At 61.6% G+C, this 18762-nt stretch carries 12 protein-coding genes; 8 read left to right on the top strand and 4 right to left on the bottom strand.

The window, feature by feature from the left end; translation table 11 throughout:
- Positions 1-99: 99 nt before the first annotated feature.
- Positions 100-1563 (bottom strand): alpha/beta hydrolase family protein, encoded by a 1464-nt coding sequence (locus J7E24_RS08645; protein WP_215137189.1) that lies wholly within the window; start codon positions 1561-1563, stop codon positions 100-102.
- A gap of 439 nt (positions 1564-2002) precedes the next feature.
- Complete coding sequence (locus tag J7E24_RS08650; protein ID WP_215137191.1) at positions 2003-2950, bottom strand: hypothetical protein; 948 nt, start codon at positions 2948-2950, stop codon at positions 2003-2005.
- A 176-nt stretch (positions 2951-3126) separates the two neighbouring features.
- Between J7E24_RS08650 and uvrA the strand changes: the two genes are divergently transcribed.
- The 6 genes from uvrA (at position 3127) to J7E24_RS08680 (ending at position 10901) form a co-directional block, all read left to right on the top strand.
- A complete protein-coding gene (gene uvrA, locus J7E24_RS08655; RefSeq protein WP_215137193.1) occupies positions 3127-6069 on the top strand; it encodes an excinuclease ABC subunit UvrA in 2943 nt (980 codons plus the stop codon).
- Positions 6070-6262: 193 nt separating this feature from the next.
- A complete protein-coding gene (locus J7E24_RS08660; protein ID WP_215137195.1) occupies positions 6263-7102 on the top strand; it encodes a hypothetical protein in 840 nt (279 codons plus the stop codon).
- Between the two features lie 50 nt (positions 7103-7152).
- Positions 7153-7920: a triose-phosphate isomerase gene (gene tpiA, locus J7E24_RS08665; protein ID WP_215137198.1), complete on the top strand. Its 768-nt coding sequence runs from the start codon at positions 7153-7155 to the stop codon at positions 7918-7920.
- A 287-nt stretch (positions 7921-8207) separates the two neighbouring features.
- Positions 8208-8594 (top strand): DUF6150 family protein, encoded by a 387-nt coding sequence (locus J7E24_RS08670; RefSeq protein ID WP_251047109.1) that lies wholly within the window; start codon positions 8208-8210, stop codon positions 8592-8594.
- A 181-nt stretch (positions 8595-8775) separates the two neighbouring features.
- Positions 8776-9537, top strand: coding sequence for an ABC transporter ATP-binding protein (locus J7E24_RS08675; RefSeq protein ID WP_215137200.1), 762 nt, complete (start codon positions 8776-8778; stop codon positions 9535-9537).
- Positions 9513-10901 (top strand): hypothetical protein, encoded by a 1389-nt coding sequence (locus tag J7E24_RS08680; RefSeq protein ID WP_215137202.1) that lies wholly within the window; start codon positions 9513-9515, stop codon positions 10899-10901. The genes J7E24_RS08675 and J7E24_RS08680 overlap by 25 nt, the downstream gene beginning before the upstream one ends.
- 139 nt (positions 10902-11040) lie before the next feature.
- Here J7E24_RS08680 and J7E24_RS08685 read toward each other — a convergent pair whose 3' ends face one another.
- Both J7E24_RS08685 and J7E24_RS08690 read right to left on the bottom strand, forming a co-directional pair.
- Positions 11041-11367 (bottom strand): OmpA family protein, encoded by a 327-nt coding sequence (locus J7E24_RS08685; RefSeq protein ID WP_215137204.1) that lies wholly within the window; start codon positions 11365-11367, stop codon positions 11041-11043.
- Between the two features lie 14 nt (positions 11368-11381).
- On the bottom strand, positions 11382-12098 hold the full coding sequence (locus tag J7E24_RS08690) for a hypothetical protein (protein ID WP_215137206.1): 717 nt from the start codon (positions 12096-12098) through the stop codon (positions 11382-11384).
- A gap of 166 nt (positions 12099-12264) precedes the next feature.
- On the opposite strand from J7E24_RS08690, the gene prmA reads away from it, so the two are divergent.
- Both prmA and J7E24_RS08700 read left to right on the top strand, forming a co-directional pair.
- Positions 12265-13101, top strand: a complete 837-nt coding sequence (gene prmA / locus J7E24_RS08695) for a 50S ribosomal protein L11 methyltransferase (protein ID WP_215137208.1) — start codon at positions 12265-12267, stop codon at positions 13099-13101.
- A gap of 320 nt (positions 13102-13421) precedes the next feature.
- Complete coding sequence (locus J7E24_RS08700) at positions 13422-18587, top strand: hypothetical protein (RefSeq protein ID WP_215137210.1); 5166 nt, start codon at positions 13422-13424, stop codon at positions 18585-18587.
- Positions 18588-18762: the final 175 nt, after the last annotated feature.

Here is an 18762-nt window from a genome sequence, read left to right on the forward strand (position 1 = left end):
CCCCGCCCCTACACCGGGCCCACATCCTTACGCCTCAACTTTGGTTGGTAGGAGCATAACACGACATAGGGGCGCAGCTGAGCCCCGCCCCTACGCACCCTAACGGCTTACTTTGCCACCGCTGCCTTTTACCAGCTGCTTTTTAAGTGGCTCACCGGCTCCGGTGGCCACGGGCTGGGGGCGCTCGGTTTTGCTGAACACCCACTCGCGGATTTCGGTCAGGGCCTTGGGCGAAAACACGGGCTGCTGCTCTCCGTTCACTACCGGCCAGTCCTTCATTTCGGGTTGAAACCAGTGGTTGACGCCCGGCAGGCGCAGGGCCGTGGTGGCGCTGTTGCGCAGGCCCTTTTTTAGTGGGGGCAGATTCTGGCTCGTCGCTACCTGCAAATCGGTGGTGCCGCCGAGCAGCAGCACAGGGCACTTCACGGCGGGCAGCGTGCGCACGGGGTCGAAATCGAGGAAGTAGCGCGACCAGGGCGAGGTAAGCTGCACGGCGCGGGCGCGAGCCATATGCGGGTCGAGGTCGGTGTTGTGGTAGCGCAGCAGGCCGGCCACTTTGCCGCGGGCCTGGTTGTCGTTGGGCGTCTGCCGGATGATACGAATCATCTCCTGGTTCAGGGCCAGCGCCGCCTTTACTTGGGCCGGGTTCGAGCCGATAAGGCGCATGATTTCCAGCTGCTGGCGCTGGATTATGTCACGGCCCGGTACGCCGTAGGGTGCCAGCGCCACCACAAAGGCCGGTGCAGTGGCCGGGGCAGGCTCGGCGGCAGCCAGCAGGGCCACGTTGGCGCCTTCGCCGTGCCCAAGCAGGCCCAGGTAGCGCGCATCGAGCAGGCGGCGGGTGCGCAGAAACAGCAGCGCCGCCTGCGCGTCGCTCACTACATCGGCAGTGGTGGTGTTGAAGTGGCTGCCCTGCGACTGGCCCACGCCCCGGTCATCAAAGCGCAGCACGGCAATGCCGCGGCGGGTAAGCTGGTCGGCCAGCGAGCCAAACAGGCGGTAGTCCTGCTCGGTCACGTCGCGGTCGTGGGGGCCCGAGTCGGAGAGCAGCACCACGGCCGGAAACGGGCCGGGGCCGGCGGGCGTGGTGAGCGTACCGGCCAGCCGCAACTGGGCTTGTTTGTTGTAAAAGCTGACCTCCTCTTCGCGGTAGGGCTTGGTGAGGCGGGGCTTGCCGGCTACGGCGGCCGGTTTGGGCGCGGCGAGGCGGGTAAGGGTGAGAGAGCCTTTCAGGCCGGGCTGGCTCCAGGTACCCTGCAGGGTGGCACCGTTTTTCAGCACTTTGCCCACAAAGCGGCTGCCAGCCTGCTCGATGCTCACCGTAATATCGGCTCCTTTTACGGTGGCCGTGGCCGGCATACGGCTGATGCGCTGCTGGGGCGCGTCGAGGGCCGCGTAGTAGCTGCCGTTGGAGAGCGGCACCAGCGTGATGATGAGCTTGAGCTTGCCTCCCGGCACCTGCAGCAGCCCGGCCCACTGGCCGTTCAGTTTGGGCGGGTCGGCGGCCCAAATCGGGCTACCAGCCCAGCTGAACAGTAGAAAAAGGAGTAGTAACTTCTTCATAAAGTCAAATTCAAAAGTGGTTTCCTCTGCTTACAGAGGGCTAACGAATTGAAATTATAGAATTTGACGCAAATTCCTTCTATGATGTTGCACCTCCAGCTGCGAAGCTGCCAAATCAGCCGCTTGACCAAAAAAAATTTAAGTAAATGGTAGTCGCGGCGCGCCGACGCGCGAAATCCGGCAGGCTGGCGGCGCGGCCGCGGACTACCACTGTGCCTTCGAGCAGGGCCGCCGCCCTTTCGGTTGCTAACCCAAGTTGCGAAGAACGCTGTAGGGGCGGGGCTTGTCCCCGCCCACCGTTGCACGATTACCGTTGAACCGGCGCAAACGGCGGGCGGGGACAAGCCCCGCCCCTACAGCGTGCTAGTAGCTTACTGCGCATTACCGTTGCGGTAGAGATGCTTCGGCAAACTCAGCATGACAATTCCTAAACATACCCTTAGAAAGCCACGGCTGCTGTAGCCGCTTCGGGCAGCAGCCGGAGCACGTGCAGGGCGTTGGCCACGCAGCTGGCCGCGCTGTAATTGGTGTGGATGTAAAGCGGCCGGCCGTGCAGGGTAGTTTCTTTGTAGCCGATGCCCTCCTTTGGTTTGTTCCAACTAAATAGGGCAGTCTTTTTACCCGCCTTATCGGGGTGTGGAACGGGTACTGACGGGCGCTGCTGCAGCACAAAGAGGCTGAGCTGCACCAGCACATCTTTCCAGGTTTTGATGGGCACCACCGCGCCGTTGGGCAGCCGCAGGGCCGTGGGTTTCTGGCCGGGCGCCAGGGCCTGCGGGCTCACCTGGGCGAGCTCCACGAAAGCAGGGGTATGGCTGCCGCCCGGAAGCGGGAGGGGCGTGCGGCGACTTTTGCTTACGGCCGCCGCGCCAGTTGCTGCCGTAGGGTTTGCCGCCCGGGCCGTGGGTTCAGCTGCCGGAACGCCGTGGCCGCTTTGCGCGGCATCCAGCCATTGCAGCAGGTGCAGGGCCGCTTCCACGAGTGGCGTTTTCAGCAGGGAGATGGTTTCGACCGGCTGGAAGTTGGAATGCCCGGGCGAGTAGTAGTGCCAGTGTAAGCCGTCAGTGATGAACAGTTTCTGGGGCTTAAGCGAAAATGCATAGCCGATGGCGGCACCGATGTGCCCGAGCTTGTCGAGGCTTTCGCCCAGCTTCTTGGCCTCTATCACCACCGAAACTGCGCCGGTGGCGTCGTACAGCACGTAGTCGAGGGCCTGCTTGACGCCAATTGTTTTTTCGGGCTCCACCATCCGTACATCGGCCGTGTCCCAGCCCAGCGCCCGCAATACCGGGTCGATGAGGGCGGCGCGGGTGGCAGCTTCGTTTTTGCGCAGGAGTTGGGCGTTGGTTTCGGCGCTGGCGCGAACAGTCTGCAGAACAGCGTACAATGTGGCTAATGGACTGAGAACAGGCATTTATAGTAGTATAGATGAGCAGGCTACAATGTTAAGGATTTACGCGCTTCGTGCTCCGTAGAATTCACCATGACTCCTGCCGTACCTTCGCCGGGCCCAAACCGCGCCGGGCCGAAACCAAATCCGGGCGGCTCGTTGTTACTGCTCCTATGGCCGACAATTCCGCTTTGCAACTCGCCGCTCCCGCGGCCGACCCGATTGACCAGCTCGACCCGCGCGAGTTCATCCTCATCAAAAACGCGCGGGTACACAACCTCAAAAACCTGAGCGTGGCGCTGCCGCGCAACCAGTTCATCGTCGTTACGGGCCTGTCGGGTTCGGGCAAGAGCAGTCTGGCCTTCGATACGCTGTATGCCGAGGGCCAGCGCATGTATGTGGAGAGCCTGAGCAGCTATGCCCGCCAGTTTCTGGGCCGCATGGACAAGCCCGACGTGGACTACATCCGGGGTATTTCGCCGGCCATTGCCATCGAGCAGAAGGTGAGCATCAAGAACAACCGCTCGACCGTCGGCACCAGCACCGAAATCTACGACTACCTCAAGCTGCTGTTTGCGCGGGTGGGCCGCACTTACTCGCCCGTTAGCGGCCAGCAGGTGCAGAAGGATAACGTGGCCGATGTGGTGGACTACCTGATGCGCCTGCCCGCCAATACGCGCCTGACGCTGCTGGCTCCGCTGCAGCGCTCCGACGACGGCCGCCCCATGCGCAAGGAGCTGGATTTGCTGCTGCAAAAGGGCTACAGCCGGGTGGTGGTGAACGGCGCCATGGCCTTCATCGAAGACCTGCTGCCCGACGACCAGCCCGAGGTAACGGGACCGGTATTCATCATGATTGACCGCGCCGTGATAGTGCCCGGCGACGAGGACCTGGCCTTCCGCCTCGCCGACTCGGTGCAAACTGCCTTTTTTGAAGGCCACGGGTCGTTAGTTGCCAGTTATCAGTTGTCAGTTGTCAGTGAGGGGGAAGTTGGTAGTGAGAACGGCCAGCAGAACGGCCTGACAACTGACAACCAACAACTGACAACTAACCTAGCAACTGACAACCAACAACCGACAACTAAACTCTTCTCCGACAAATTCGAGTTGGATGGGCTGATGTTTGAGGAGCCGAGCGTGAACTTCTTCTCCTTTAATAACCCCTATGGTGCCTGCCAGACCTGCGAAGGCTTCGGCTCGGTGCTGGGCATCGACGAGGATTTGGTGATTCCCGACAAGAGCCTGACGGTGTACGAAGGCGCCATTGCCCCCTGGCGCACCGACAAGCAAAGCGAGTGGCTCAAGCCGCTCATCAAAAACGGCATCCGTTTCGACTTTCCGATTCATCGGCCCTATAACGACCTGACCGAGCAGGAGCGCGCCGTGCTCTGGACGGGCAACAAGTACTTCGACGGCCTCGACGACTACTTTAAGTGGGTGGCCACCCAAACCCATAAAATCCAGTACCGGGTGCTGCAAAGCCGCTACCGGGGCCGCACCACCTGCCCCGACTGCCGCGGTAGCCGCCTGCGCAAAGACGCTCAATACGTGAAAATCGAGGGCCAGAGCATCACCGATTTGGTGCTGCTGCCGGTAAGCGAGGCGCTGGCGTTTTTCGATGGCCTGCACCTGCCCGAGCACGAGGCGAAAGTGGCCGAGCGGCTGGTAACCGAAATCACGAACCGGCTGGGCTACCTCAACCGGGTGGGCCTGGGCTACCTCACGCTCAACCGCCTCAGCAGCACCTTAAGCGGCGGCGAGAGTCAGCGGATTTCGCTGGCTACTTCGCTCGGTTCGGCGCTGGTGGGCTCGATGTACATCTTGGATGAGCCCAGCATTGGCCTGCACCCCCAGGATGCCGAGCAGCTGATTGGTGTGCTGCGCTCGTTGCAGCAGCTGGGCAACACCGTGATTGTGGTGGAGCACGAAGACAAGATGATGGAGCAGGCCGACCAGATTATCGACATCGGCCCCGAGGCCGGCAGCGGCGGCGGCATCCTGCAATTCCAGGGCACCTACGCCGAAGTTTTGACCTCCGATACCTACACCGGCGAGTACCTGAGTGGCCGCCGCGAGGTGCCCGTACCCAAAACGCGCCGCCCTTGGCGCAACGCCTTGGAGCTGACGGGCGCCCGCGAGAACAACCTCAAGAACGTGAGCGTGAGGTTTCCGCTGAACGTGATGACGGTGGTTACCGGCGTATCGGGCTCGGGCAAGAGCACGCTGGTAAAGCGCATTCTGGCCCCGGCGTTGCTCAAGCAGCTCGGCGGCGGTGCGGGCGAGGCTACCGGCAAGTTCGACCGCCTCACCGGCGCGGCCGGCCAGGTAACGCACGTCGAGTTTGTAGATCAGAACCCGATTGGCAAGAGCAGCCGCTCGAACCCCGTTACCTACGTGAAGGCCTACGACGCCATCCGGAGCCTGTTTGCCGACCAGCCGCTGGCCAAGGCGCGCGGCTTCAAGCCTTCGCACTTCAGCTTCAACGTGGAGGGCGGGCGCTGCGAGGTGTGCCAGGGCGAAGGCCAGGTGAAAATCGAGATGCAATTTATGGCCGACATCTTCCTGACGTGCGAAGCCTGCGAGGGCCGCAAGTTCAAGCAGGACGTGCTGGATGTGCAGTTCCAGGGCCAGAGCATCAACGACGTGCTCGAAATGACCATCGAAGACAGCCTGGATTTCTTCAAGGAGCAGACCAAAATCATCGAGCGCCTCAAGCCCCTGCACGACGTGGGCCTGGGCTACATCCGGCTCGGGCAGTCGGCCAACACGCTGAGCGGCGGCGAGGCCCAGCGCGTGAAGCTGGCCTCGTTCCTGACCAAGGGCAACACGCTGCAGAACGATAAAATCCTGTTCATTTTCGACGAACCCAGCACCGGCCTGCACTTCCACGACATCAACAAGCTGATGCTGGCCCTCAACGCGCTGGTCGAGCAGGGCAACTCGGTGCTTATCATCGAGCACAACATGGACATTATCAAGTGCGCCGACTGGCTGATTGACCTCGGCCCTGAAGGCGGCCTCAACGGCGGCCACCTGCTGTTCGAAGGCACGCCCGAGCAGTTTGTCAAGCTGAAGGACACGAATTCCACAGCGCGTTTTCTGGCCGAGAAGCTGTAAGAATGGGTAGGGGCGGGGCTTGTCCCCGCCCACCGTCGAACGGCCCGATTGGGTTCCGGGCATGCGGCGGGCGATGTAGGGGCGGGGCTTGTCCCCGCCCGCCGTTGAACGGAATCGTTGCAACCGGTGGCAGGCATGCCGTCCTTAGGGCGGGCGGGGACAAGCCCCACCCCTCCCGTTCGCAGTAGCCTACATGCTACAAACGCCGGATTTTGCGGTTATTGGCGGCATGAACACCACTACTTCTTTCGATACCCCAACTTCGGCTGGCCGCGCCTGGCGCTGGGCGGCTGCGGCCGCTACGGTAGGCAACGTTGCGCTCAACTACGTGTCGCAGGCCTACCCGTTCAATGGGCAGACCAACGCCGTAGTGTCGGGGAAGTACCCCACGCCGGTTACGCCGGCCGGGTATGCGTTCAGCATCTGGGGGCTGATTTTCCTGAGTCTGCTGGCCTATGCGGTCTGGCAGCTGCTACCGGCGCAGCGCCGCAACCCGCTGCCCGATTTGCTGGCCCGGCCGCTGGTGCTGGCCAACGTGCTGACGGGCGGGTGGCTGGTGGTATTTGCCTACGAACTGCTGCCGCTGAGCGCGCTGGTGATGGTGGGCATTCTGGCCGCGCTGGCCGTGGCCTACGGGCGGTTGCGGCGGCAGGCCCGCCGCGCGCCGGACACGGTGCCGTGGTGGGTGAACCTGCCGTTTGGGCTGTACCTGGGCTGGATTTCGGTGGCTTTGGTGGTGAACACGACAGTGGCGCTGGGCCAGTACTGGCAACCGGGGCTGGCCAAGGGCGTGGAGTGGGGCATCATTCTGATGGGTATTGTGGCCGGACTGGCCCTGAACATCACCAACCGGTTCCGGGAGCTGGCTTACCCGGCCGCCGTGGCCTGGGGCTTGGTGGGCATTTGGGTGGCCCGCAACGGCGTGCCCGATACGCAGTTTCTGGCCGGCGCGGCGCTGCTGGCAGCGGCTGTGGTAGCCGCCGGGGCCCTGGGGCTGGTGTGGGCGGCCCGGCGTGGGCCGACAGTGGGGTAAGCGGGCAAGCCCTAACTTGCAGCCTCACCCCCACCCTAACAATTTTTGTGATGCGCAAGAATATAGTGGCCGGCAACTGGAAGATGAACACCACGTTGGCCGAGGCTCAGGCCCTGATTTCCGAAATCGTGCACATGGTGCAGGACGAAACCACCGGCGCGCCGGCCGTAGAAGTGGTGGTCTGCCCACCCTTCCCGTTTTTGCTGCCCGTGGGTAAGCTCCTGCCCCAGGGCGGCCAGTTTCATCTGGGTGCTCAAAACTGCCACCAGAAAGCCAGCGGCGCGTTTACCGGCGAGGTAGCTGCGCCCATGCTGCAGTCGGTGGGCTGCGAATACGTGCTGCTGGGCCACTCGGAGCGGCGCCAGTATTTCCGCGAGGATGATGAGCTGCTGAGCCAGAAGCTGAAAGCGGCGCTGGCCGCTGGCCTCAAGCCCATTTTCTGCGTGGGCGAAACGCTGGAAACCCGCGAGCAGGGCGACACCTTCAAGCACCTCGAAAAGCAGCTCCAGGACGGCCTGTTCCACCTCAGCAACGAGGAGTTCGACCAGGTAACCGTGGCCTACGAGCCCATCTGGGCTATTGGCACCGGCAAAACGGCTACCAGCGCGCAGGCCCAGGAAGTACACGCCTTCATCCGCGAGCAGATTGCCCGCGCCTACGATGCCAAGGCGGCCCTGGCCACGAGCATCCTCTACGGCGGCTCCTGCAATGCCCAGAACGCTCGAGAGCTGTTCAGCCAGCCCGACGTCGACGGCGGCCTCATCGGCGGCGCAGCCCTCAAGTCGCGCGACTTCACCGACATCATCAAGTCGTTCTAACTCAAGTTGCGAACTACGGCTGTCAGCACGGTGTAGGGGCGGGGCTTAGCTTCGCTGTCCTGCGGTTGTCCCCGCCCGCCATTCGCGCCGCTTCAACGGTAATCGTGCAACGGTGGTCGTGCAACGGCGGGCGGGGACAAGCCCCGCCCCTACACCTTGTCAGCATCTTTACGTCGCAACTTGAGTGTTCTAGGTTTAGAGCTTAGTTGAATTCGGTATCATTTATGAAGCGGCACTTTTGTAACCGGCGTAAGCACTAAGCTCACTCAACCAAGCACAAACCTACTATGCTCCTCTCCTTCCTTGTTTCCGGGCTGTTGGCGCTGAACCCGTTTGCTGCGCCGCCCCGGGTTCCGCTAGCCAATCCGGCGGCGGCCGTGGCGGGCTCCATCGACCCCTGCCGGATCTATGGCTCGGTGTACCTGGAGCGCGACCCGCGTCGCCGTGGCTACTGTTTTGCCACGGTGTACATCGAGCCCGAGGAGGCCTTTGCCGACTTGCTGGTGTACCCCGAAACCAACAAGCTGTTTGCCGACCGCGCCGGCCTGTGGTACCTCACCGAGGCCCGCGACTTTGCCGATTACGCCCTGTTCGTGACCGACAACCGCAACCTGGCCGACTTCTCGTTTCAGTATACCAAAGTGCGCAACTACGCCGGCTGCCGGCAACGGTAACCGCTACCCACTGATACTTGTAAAGCCCCTGACGCCCATTCGGATGTCGGGGGCTTTTTCGTTGGCCGGTGCGTATTGCTACAGCCGACTGGCAGGCGCACTAGTTTCGGGCAGCGGCTTTTAACTTGCCGGGGCTCTGGTGCAAACTGCTCCAGCACCCGATACGCAATCCGGCTACTCAATGGAATTAGAATTACGAAACCTGACAAAATCGTTCGGGCCGAAAATAGTGCTGCGCGACCTGACGCTACGGGCAGAAACGGGCTACTGCGTGGGCGTAGTAGGCCGCAACGGGGCCGGCAAAAGCACGTTGTTTAACCTGCTGGTGAATGTGCTGCTGCCTACCTCGGGCAGCATTGTGCTCGACGGGCACGAACTGGGCGAGACGTTTCCGCTGGCCGTGAAGCGGCGTATCGGGGCGCTCATCAACCAGGGCCACCTCGTCGAGCAGCTCACGGCCGAAGAATACCTGCAGTTTGTGGCCCGCATCTATGAGCTGCCCGAGGCCGCCCCGCGCATTGCGAGTTTGCTGGGGCATTTGCTGGAGGAGTTCGAGCAGGTGCGCCACAAGCAGCTCAGCGCGTTTTCGACCGGTATGAAGCAGAAAGTGGCCCTGGCCGCCTGCCTGCTGCACCGCCCCGAGCTGCTGATCCTGGACGAGCCGCTCAACGGCCTCGACGTGTTTTCGGCCGAGCGGGTGCTGGCCCTGCTGACCAGCTACCGCCCCCAGGCCCTCACGTTCATTTCCTCGCACAACCTGGCCCACCTCGAACAGGTGGCCACCCACCTGCTCATTATCGATGAGGCCGAAGTGAAGTTCTGGGGCACCAGGGCCGAATTTATGGCCGGCCGCGAAACCATTCTCTCCGACGCGCTGCTGCAGCTGCTGGCGCCCACCACGTCCACCCACGACCTCACATGGCTCACGCATCAGGCCGGTTAGGCCACTTTCTGCCCTACCTGCTGGGCCGGCAGTTGCGGGCTGTGTTTTGGCCTGCCGGGGCCGGGAGCCAAGCAACCGTAGGGCTGCTGGGGCTACTGTCGGTCATCTACGGACTGGTACTGGGCTACTTGCTGCGCCACCACGACAACCTACCAACCGGCACGCTTCCGAAGCTGCTGGCCGCCATCAATGGGGTGCTGTTTGCTACGGCCCTGCTGGCCGACTTCCTGCCCTCCTACCGGGCCGTGCGACGGCCGCTGCCCGAGCCGCTGCCCGTATCGGCCCGCCTGAACGCCACTACGGCTTTCGTGCTTGATGTGGTATCGGTGCGGCGGGGGCTGCTGCTGCTGTTTCTGCTGGCGGCGCTGGTGGCTTCCCCCGAATACTGGCAGCCGTTGGGCCTGAGTTTGCTGGTGTGGCTGAGCGCAACGGCCCTGAGCTTCAATTTGCGGCTGCTGCTGTCGGTGGGGCGCTGGCGGCATCCGCTGTTCTGGCTGAACCTGCTGTGCCTGAGTGCGGCAGTGTTCTGGCTAAGCCGGGAGTTTGAGTTGATGGCTGGCCCGTGGACTGGCTGGGTTCGCGTGGTAGCTGTGGCCGGGCCGCTGCTGCTGTGGGCGGCGGCGCTGTGGCTGGTAGCCCCCTGGTTCAGTGCCCGCTACATGCCCGAGCCGAACTATGCCCCCGGTACCAACGGGCGCTGGCTGGCCCGCCTTTCGCCCGAGTGGAAGCTGTATCTGCGCAAAGTATGGCCGGCCCTGGCTATGGGACTCGTATTCAAGGTTCTGATGCTAGTGGCGAGTGGGTTGCTGGTGCTCAAAGGAAACGAAGGCTTCATGAAAAGCCTTTTCTACTTCGCCTTTATGCCAGTCATCAGCTTCACGTATGTGAACAACAACTTATTTGGCTACCGCTGGGCCGCGACGGCCGACGAACTGCAGCGTCTGGGCCTGACCGCACGGCTGTTGCGACTTTACCTGCGGCTCGTGCTGCCCGTGGTAGCCATTGAATGCCTGCTATCAGCCGCCATTCTGCTGGGACTGTTCCCGCCCGACCGATGGCACCTACTTGGTCTGCTGCCGCTGAGTGCGCTACCCTTGCTGGCGCTGGGCTTGTGGGGCAGTCTGCTTAAGGCTAAGCCGATCCACAAAATGATTGACTTCAGCACCATGCGCAACAATGCTTCCACACTGATAAACTTCTTGAGCATAGCCGTGGCCGCCGCCCTCTACCTGATGCCCTGGTGGTGGGCACGCATGGCCTTGGCGCTGGTGGTTACGCTTACCGCCATAGTACCCGTGCGCCGCATGCTGGGCAACCACGGCCCCACCCGCCGACAACTCTGGCAGGCCCTTATGAAGGTCTGATTTCTACGCGGCGTAACAAAGCAGCGCATATAACAAGCAGGCCCCTGATATCCATATAGATATCAGGGGCCTGCTGCTTACAAATACGTTCGGCCTTCAGAGAGCCCTTGGTCAGGCGCCAGCCCGCTCGGTTACCGGCCTACTGTTTTACCAGTTCCACGCGGCGGTTCCGGGCGCGGCCGGCTTCGGTGGCGTTGTCGGCCAGGGGCTGGGTTTGGCCGAAGCCGGCGGCCTGCAGGCGGTTGGCACTAATGCGCGCGGCCGTGAGGGCGGCCACCACCGACTGGGCCCGGGCCTCGGACAGCTGCTGGTTGTGTGCCGGCGCGCCCGCGTTGTCGGTGTGGCCTTGCACGGCCAGGCGTAGCGTGGGGTGCTGGCGCAACAGCGTGACAACCTCGGCCACCGTCGGCCCCGACTCGGGCCGGATACTGGCTTTATCCGTGTCGAAGTTCACGTAGAGCGCCACCCGGCCCTCGGTGTCTAGTTTTTTTTTAGCTCGTCGGCCGGAATCGTGGACACCTGCTGGGGCATGGCGGCCCGCTCGGTTACCACCACATCCATGTAGGTGTCGCCGGGCTGCACCTGCACCCACACTTCCTTATCCTTCTGCCGGATGAGGTAGGTGTCTACCTGTTCGCCGCTGCTGATATTGCCCGCGTACTTTCTGTAGGTATCGTCCCCAACCTTTTCCACGGCTTCACGCGGCAGCTCCGCCGATGATACCTGCACGCCGCCCAGGCTTTTAATCAGCGCCTCGTAGTTGCGCTGCTGCATCAACTCCGAGGTCTTCTTGTTGTCATCAATCACCCGGTACTGGCGGCGCAACACCTTGCCTTCCACCGGAATCAGCTGCTTACCATCGTATACATAAGAACGGTCGAACTCGTAGTAAGCGCTGTCGCTGGGGTTCGGGAATTTGTATCCCTTGGGGCCACTCACGTACGGAAACCGGCCCAGATTGGCCGTCGAAACCGGCACTTTGCTCAGGTCGAAGGTGGCGTTGGCCGACGTAGCGGCCGGGTCGGTCGGTGCAGTTTCAGCAGGCGTGGTTTCGGCCGGAACTTCGGTGGTTAGCGTCTCGGTCGTCGTTGTCGTTATGTCGGTGGCTGTCTCGTCGGCCGTATCTTTGCTGCCGCAACCGGTAAGCAGCGGGGCGAGCAGGGCGGCGGAGAGCAGATAGTGGAGAGCAGGCTTCATATAAAATGGAAGAATGGTTAGGCCCTCAAAGAAAGCAATATTTGGATTGATATATATGACAAGCTGCTGATTACCGGCCGGTAGCGGTGGGAAAGCGCCTTTTTTAGCCGACCTTTGCCGCCCCTTCCGAGGGAAAATTCCGACCTGTACACTTCTCAACCTGAATATGGATTACGTTGAACTGCGCGTGCAAGCGCCTCACGAACTGGCCGACATACTGGTAGCCGAGCTGGCCGAAGTGGGCTACAACACCTTCGAAGACAACGACGAGGGCTTCTGCGCCTACATTGACGAAGACCAGTTTGCGTCCGACGATGTAGCCGAAATTATGGCCCGCTATCAGGGCCAGGGCGAGTTGCAGTTCGACCACCGCATCATTACGCGCCAGAACTGGAACGCCGAGTGGGAAAAGAACTTCGAGGCGCTGGTTATTGCCGACCGCGTATCGGTGCGGGCCCCCTTCCACCCGGCCCGGCCCGACTTGGCGCACGAAATCGTGATTATGCCCCGCATGTCGTTCGGCACTGGCCACCACGACACCACGGCCCTGATGATTACCAACCAACTCGACGTTGACCATCAGGGAAAGCGGGTGCTGGACATGGGTTGCGGCACCGGCATTCTGGCCGTAATGGCCGTGCACCTGGGTGCCAGCTACGTGCTGGCCGTTGATGTGGAGCCGTGGACGGCCGAAAATGCCGCCGACAATGCCCGCGAAAACAACGTGCAGGATACCGTAGAGGCCCGCTTGGGCGACATTACGGCCCTCGAAGGCGAGGAGCTCTTCGACCTCATTCTGGCCAACATCAACCGCAACGTACTGCTCGACGATATGCCGGCTTACGCCCGCTACCTTAAGCCCGGCGGCCCTATCCTGTTCTCGGGCTTTTACGAAGAAGACTTGGCCCAGATCCGGGCAGCGGCCGAGCAGGCCGGCTTCCGCTACGAAAGCCACCGTGTCCAGAATCACTGGGTATCGGCCATCTTCCGGCAGCCCGCTTAAGGCGCGGCCATCTATGCAGAAATCCGTTTTGTCCGGCACCGGGCGAAACGGATTTCTGCGTTAGGGTCATTTCGCAAGCCGGTGGCTATCAGAATATAAGTAAAATTGGGAAGAGTAGGAATGTAGGCAGGCACCCGGCCAATAGCGCCGGAAAGTGCCGGCTTTTACCGAAATTGTAGGCGGTTAGGTGACTTGCTGCGCGAAAGCCCCGTCCGGGCCTGCGTACAGGGCTGCCGGCCAGAGTACAATTTCAGCGGTCCGTGCCCGTTGTCGGTCGGCCCGGCTTATTTATGGTTGCTTTGACGAAGACGCTACACACTATGAAGCAGGTTGCTTTCACTTGGGTTTGGATGCTGCTGCTAAGCCTGGGGCTGGCAGCTCCGGCACTGGCCCAGCAAAAACCGGCGCCGGCCGCCAAGCCCGGCGCGCCCGTGCCCGCTCCGGCGCCGCCCAAGTTCACGGGCAAGTTCAGCTCGGAGCCCGAGCAGTTTATGGTGGATGTGCAGGCGCTGATGGCCACCACCAATAACGCCGCTGCCAAGGCCGCCGGCGCGCGCCTGCAGCAGGTGTGGGCCAGCAGCCGCCTCACGGCCACCCAGCAGCGCTACATTGTGTCGCTGAGCCAGTATATGCTGGCGCGCAAGCTACGGGCGCGGCCCCATTTCGAGGATTTTTTTACGGCCATCGGAGCTGGGGCGCTAGTCCAGAACCTGAGCGACGACCAGATGACTCAGCTGCTGAATGCCGTGGGCAAAACCCTGGAGAAGGACTCGCCGGCCGATGCCGCGAAGTTTCTGGCCACAGCCGCTCAGTTTCTTGACACCAAATACCTGCACCGCTCCCGCTATAGCTCGTTGCGCGCCGTAGGCGGGCAGTTCCGCTTCGCCTACAACGCCACCGACCTACCGCCGCTGGCCCCTGCGGCCACCGCCGCGCCGGCCGCAGCAGCAGCCCCGGCAGCCAAAGCCAGCCCCAAAAACGCCGGTTGGGGCGACGATGACCCCTGGGCCACTGACGATGCGCCCGCTAAAAAGGGAGCCAAGCCCGCCGACTCGGGCTGGGGCGATACCGGCGCAACCTACGCCGCCGGCTACGTAACTCCGCCTACCCGCGGGGCAGTTATCATGCTCGACAATGCCGATTTGTTGCTGACTACGGCTTCCGACTCGGTGTACATTGCCAAAACCAGCGGCGTGGTAGTGCCGGCCCAAAACCGCTTTGTAGGCTACGGTGGCACATTTGCCTGGGAAGTGAACGGCAACCCCGCCTCGGCCGCCCTGGCCAGCTTCGACTTTGATATAACAAAGGCCGAATTCATGGCCAACCCCGTAACCCTCACCTATCCGGCCGTACTCGAAAACCCGGTGCAGGGCTGGCTGGCGTTTAAGAGCGTGCAGCGCAAGGCCGGCGACAAAAAGGACACCGGCTACCCGCGCTTCATCTCGACCACCAACGACGCCCGCGTTAAGAACATCGGCGACAACATCCGCTACTTCGGGGGCTTCTCGCTGGCGGGCACCCAGGCCCTGTCGTCGTCGCTCGACGGCTCGCTGTCGCGCATTATTGTGGATGTGGCCGGGCAGCCCAAGTTCCGGGCTTCCTCGCGCTCCTATGTGCTGGGCGACTCGCTGATTATGGCCCAGCACGCGGCCATTTCCATCTTCCAGGGCAAAAACGACTCGGTTACGCACCCGGGCGTGAAGCTCAAGTACAACAAAAGCACCCAGCTGCTGCAGCTCACCCGCGAGCAGGGCCTGTACAAGAACACAGCCTACTACGACTCCTACCACCAGATGGAGATTACGACCGAGCTGCTGAGCTGGCCGGTCCGTACGCCGTTCATCGATTTTTCGATGCTGACGGCTAAAAACCAGGTGGCCGCCGGCTTCGAGTCGAAGGAGTTCTATACCAACACCCGCTATCAGCAGATCAAGACGATCAATAAGCTGCACCCACTGCAAATGATGGTGGGCTACAGCCTCGAAAATGGCAACAAACGGCTGTTTACGGTGCAGGAGGTGGCCAGCTTCCGCAAGCTGAAAGTAGAAAACGTACGTGCCGTAGCCGCCGGCCTGGCCCGCGACGGCTACGTGGGCTGGTACCCGCAAACCGACCAGGTGGTGCTATTGCCCAAGGCCATGCACTACGTAAACTCGTCGCGGGGCAAGAAAGACTACGACCACATTTCGCTGAAGAGCCTCTCGCCTTCGGGCAAAAACGCTACCCTCGACCTGAACTCCAACGACCTGATTGTGCGGGGCGTGGACCGGTTCAACTTCTCCGACGACTCGGTGACGGTATTCGTGCGGCCCGACTCGAGCATCGTGCGGATTCAGAAGAACCGGGGCGTACTGTTCAACGGTACGGTGGTGGCCTCAGCCTTCATCTTCAAGGGCAAGGAGTTCAAGTTCGACTACGACGGCTTCTACATCGACCTGGCCAAGATTGACTCCATTATTGTGAAGGGCAAGGGCACGAAAGGCTCGGTAATGCGGGCGCGCAAAGACCCCGACTGGGCCCTGACCAACAAGAACCGCACCTCGACGGGCCGGCTCTACATCAACGCGCCCAACAACAAATCGGGCCGCAAAAAGCTGGGGGCCTACCCGTCGTTTGATGCCAGCACCGGCGCCTACGTATTCTTCAACAAGCCCGAGGTGCTCGGCGGGGCCTACGATACCACGCTGTACTTCGACATCCCTCCTTTCAAGCTCGACTCGCTCAACAACAAGAACCGGGCGGCGGTGGGCTTCAAAGGCACCTTTGTGTCGGGCGGCATCATGCCCGATTTCAAAACCAAGCTCAGCATGCAGGAAGACGGCTCGCTGGGCTTCGTGTACGATGTACCCAAGGCTGGTTTCCCGCTTTACGGCACCAAGGGCACACTCTACAACAAGGTCAGCATGAGCAACCGGGGCCTGCAGGGCATCGGCAACATCAAGTACCTGACCGGCGACTTCAGCAGCGACCAGTTCATCTTTTACAAAGACTCCGTGGTGACGGTGGGCAAAACGGCCCGCATTCTGCCGGGCCCGCTGGGCGGCACCGAGTTTGCGAAGGTGGACCTGCTGCCCGGCTATCAGATGAAGTGGGCCGTGCGCCAGGACTCCATGTATCTGACCAGCCAGCCCAAAGGCGAGGCCTTCCGCATCTATGACGTGGCCTACGGTTTTCGAGGTACGCTTACGTACTCGCCCGGCGGCCTGCGCGGCAACGGCACCATGGACGGCCCGCAGTCGTTCGTGCGCTCCACAGCCTTCCGGTTCAAACCTACCCAGTACACCGGGCAGCAGGCCACGTTCAACATCAAGTCGGCCGAGGTGAACAAGCCGGCCCTGACGGCCAACAACGTAAACTTCACCTACGACCTGAAAGCCGGCAGCACCGAGTTTGCCCGCGAATCATCGGACAACATGTCGAGCATCGATTTGCCGTATTCTGACTACCGCACCACGCTTTCGGGCGGTAAGTGGGACTTCAAGAAGAAGCTCGTGCAGCTGCGGGTAGCCCCCGGGGCCGATTCGTCGCGCTCCTATTTCTACAGCACGCTGCCCGAGCAGCAGGGCCTCAAGTTCCAGGCCTCCACGGGCCAGTACGATTTGAGCCGCTACCAGCTGGTAGCCGGCGGCGTACCGCGCATTGCGGCCGCCGACGCCTGGATTGTACCCGATTCGAACCGGGTGTACGTGCTGCCTAACGCCCGCATGCGCGAGTTCAAAAACGCCAGCATTGTGCTAGACACGCTGCAGAAGTACCACCAGCTGTACCAGGGCCAAATCAAGGTACTCTCGCGCACGGCGTTCAGCGGCAACGCGCTGTACAACTACAAAACCTCGGCCGACTCGTTCGCCATCAAGTTTGCCAATTTCCGGGTCGATTCGCTGGCCACGGCCACGGCTATGAATACCAGCGGTAAAAAGGGTGGCGGACTGCTTAAGCGTGGCCCCGATGCCAGCGACGATGCTCCGGTTTCGCCGCCCACACTGGCCGTGGCCACTATTGCGGCCGCCGACAAGTTCAACCTCGCTCCGCGCATTGGCTTTAGAGGAGGCGTGAAGATGAACTCGCAGAAAAAAGGCTTCTCGTTTGATGGCCAGGCCAAGCTCAACTTCGTGAAGACGGCTTCGGCTTCCGACTGGTTTGCCGTCCAGGACACCATCGACCCACAACGCATCCGCATCAAGCTGAACGAGCCTAAGGATGAATCCGGCACCCCTATGGTCTCGGGCCTGTTTCTGTCGGAAAGCACCGGCAAAGTGTATCCGCTGTTTGTGGCCACCAAGCCCGGCGTAACCGACGCCAACCTGTTCACTGTGGATGGCACCCTGAGCTACGACCAGCGCCGCCGGCAGTACGCCATCAGCCGCCACAACTACACCGACCCCGACATATACGAGGGCTCGGTGCTGACGCTGCAGGACTCGACCGGGGCGCTGAATTTCCGCGGTAAGCTCAACTTCATCAACTCCAACAAAGACTACACCCTGACGGCCGCCGGCCTGGGCTACGCCAAGCCCGACAGCGCCATTTATGACATCGATACGTTTATGGCCTTCGACATCAACCTGCCCGAGAAGGCGGTGGAGGCCATGGCCCAGGACCTGGCTGCCGGGGCCCGTGGCAACCCCGAGGCATTGAACACCACGTCGGGCCAGCTGTATAAAGTGGGCGAAATGGCGGGCAACGCCGCGGCCCGCGACTATGCCACCCGCAAAAGCGGGGCGCTGTCGTTGCAGAAGCTCTCGGCTAAGTTCCTGCACACGCTGGTGCTCAACCAGGTAAACATGCGCTGGGATGAGAAGCGCCGGGCCTGGTACTCGGTAGGCAAAATTGGCTTGGTGAGCGTGGGTAAAAAGGACATCAATGCCATGGTCGACGGCTACATCGAAATCAAGAAGGAAAGTACCGGCGACGCCGTGGACATTTACCTGGAGGCCGAGCCCCGCACCTGGTACTACCTTAAGTACAGCAACAACGTGCTGCTGGCTAAGGCCCAGCACGGCTCGTTCGACGAAATCATCGGCCTCAAAGCCAAAGGCGACTACAACACGGCCACCGAGTACGGCTTCTACCTCGGCGACGAGCAGGAGGTGCAGCTGTTCCTCAACCATTTCCGCAAAGACTACCTCAACGAAACCACCAAGCGCCGACTGGACGTAACCCAGCCCCAGCCGACCGGCAACTTCGACTTCATGGAGGATACGGGCAAGAAAAAGAAGAAGAAGAAAAACGACCCCGTGGATGAGGCACTGCAGGATACGCCGCCTCCGGCCGAGGAAACCGGCCGCAAAGGCCGCAAGCAGAAAGCCGAGCCCGCCGCCGATACGCCCCCCTCGGCCGCACCTGCAACTGCCCCGGCCGATGACTCGGGAAAGAAAAAGAAAGCGGTAGAGGCCACGCCGCCCACCGACGAGCCCCCGGTAGAGGATTCGAAAAAAGAGAAAAAGCGCAAGAAGAAAGCCGGCGACGACCCGTTTGCCGAGTAGTACAAGTGGTAATGAAGCTGTTTAGGAAGTCTGAGAATTCAAGATTGGACGTCATGCTGAGCTTGTCGAAGCATCTCTACCGCTTCGTCAGGTTCGTTCAATGAAGCGGTAGAGATGCTTCGACAAGCTCAGCATGACCGCCTGACGACTATCCTAAGTAGTGTTGCATAAGTAA

It is taken from the genome of Hymenobacter sp. ISL-91 (genome assembly GCF_018613725.1).
In the GTDB taxonomy this organism is placed as follows: Bacteria; Bacteroidota; Bacteroidia; order Cytophagales; family Hymenobacteraceae; genus Hymenobacter.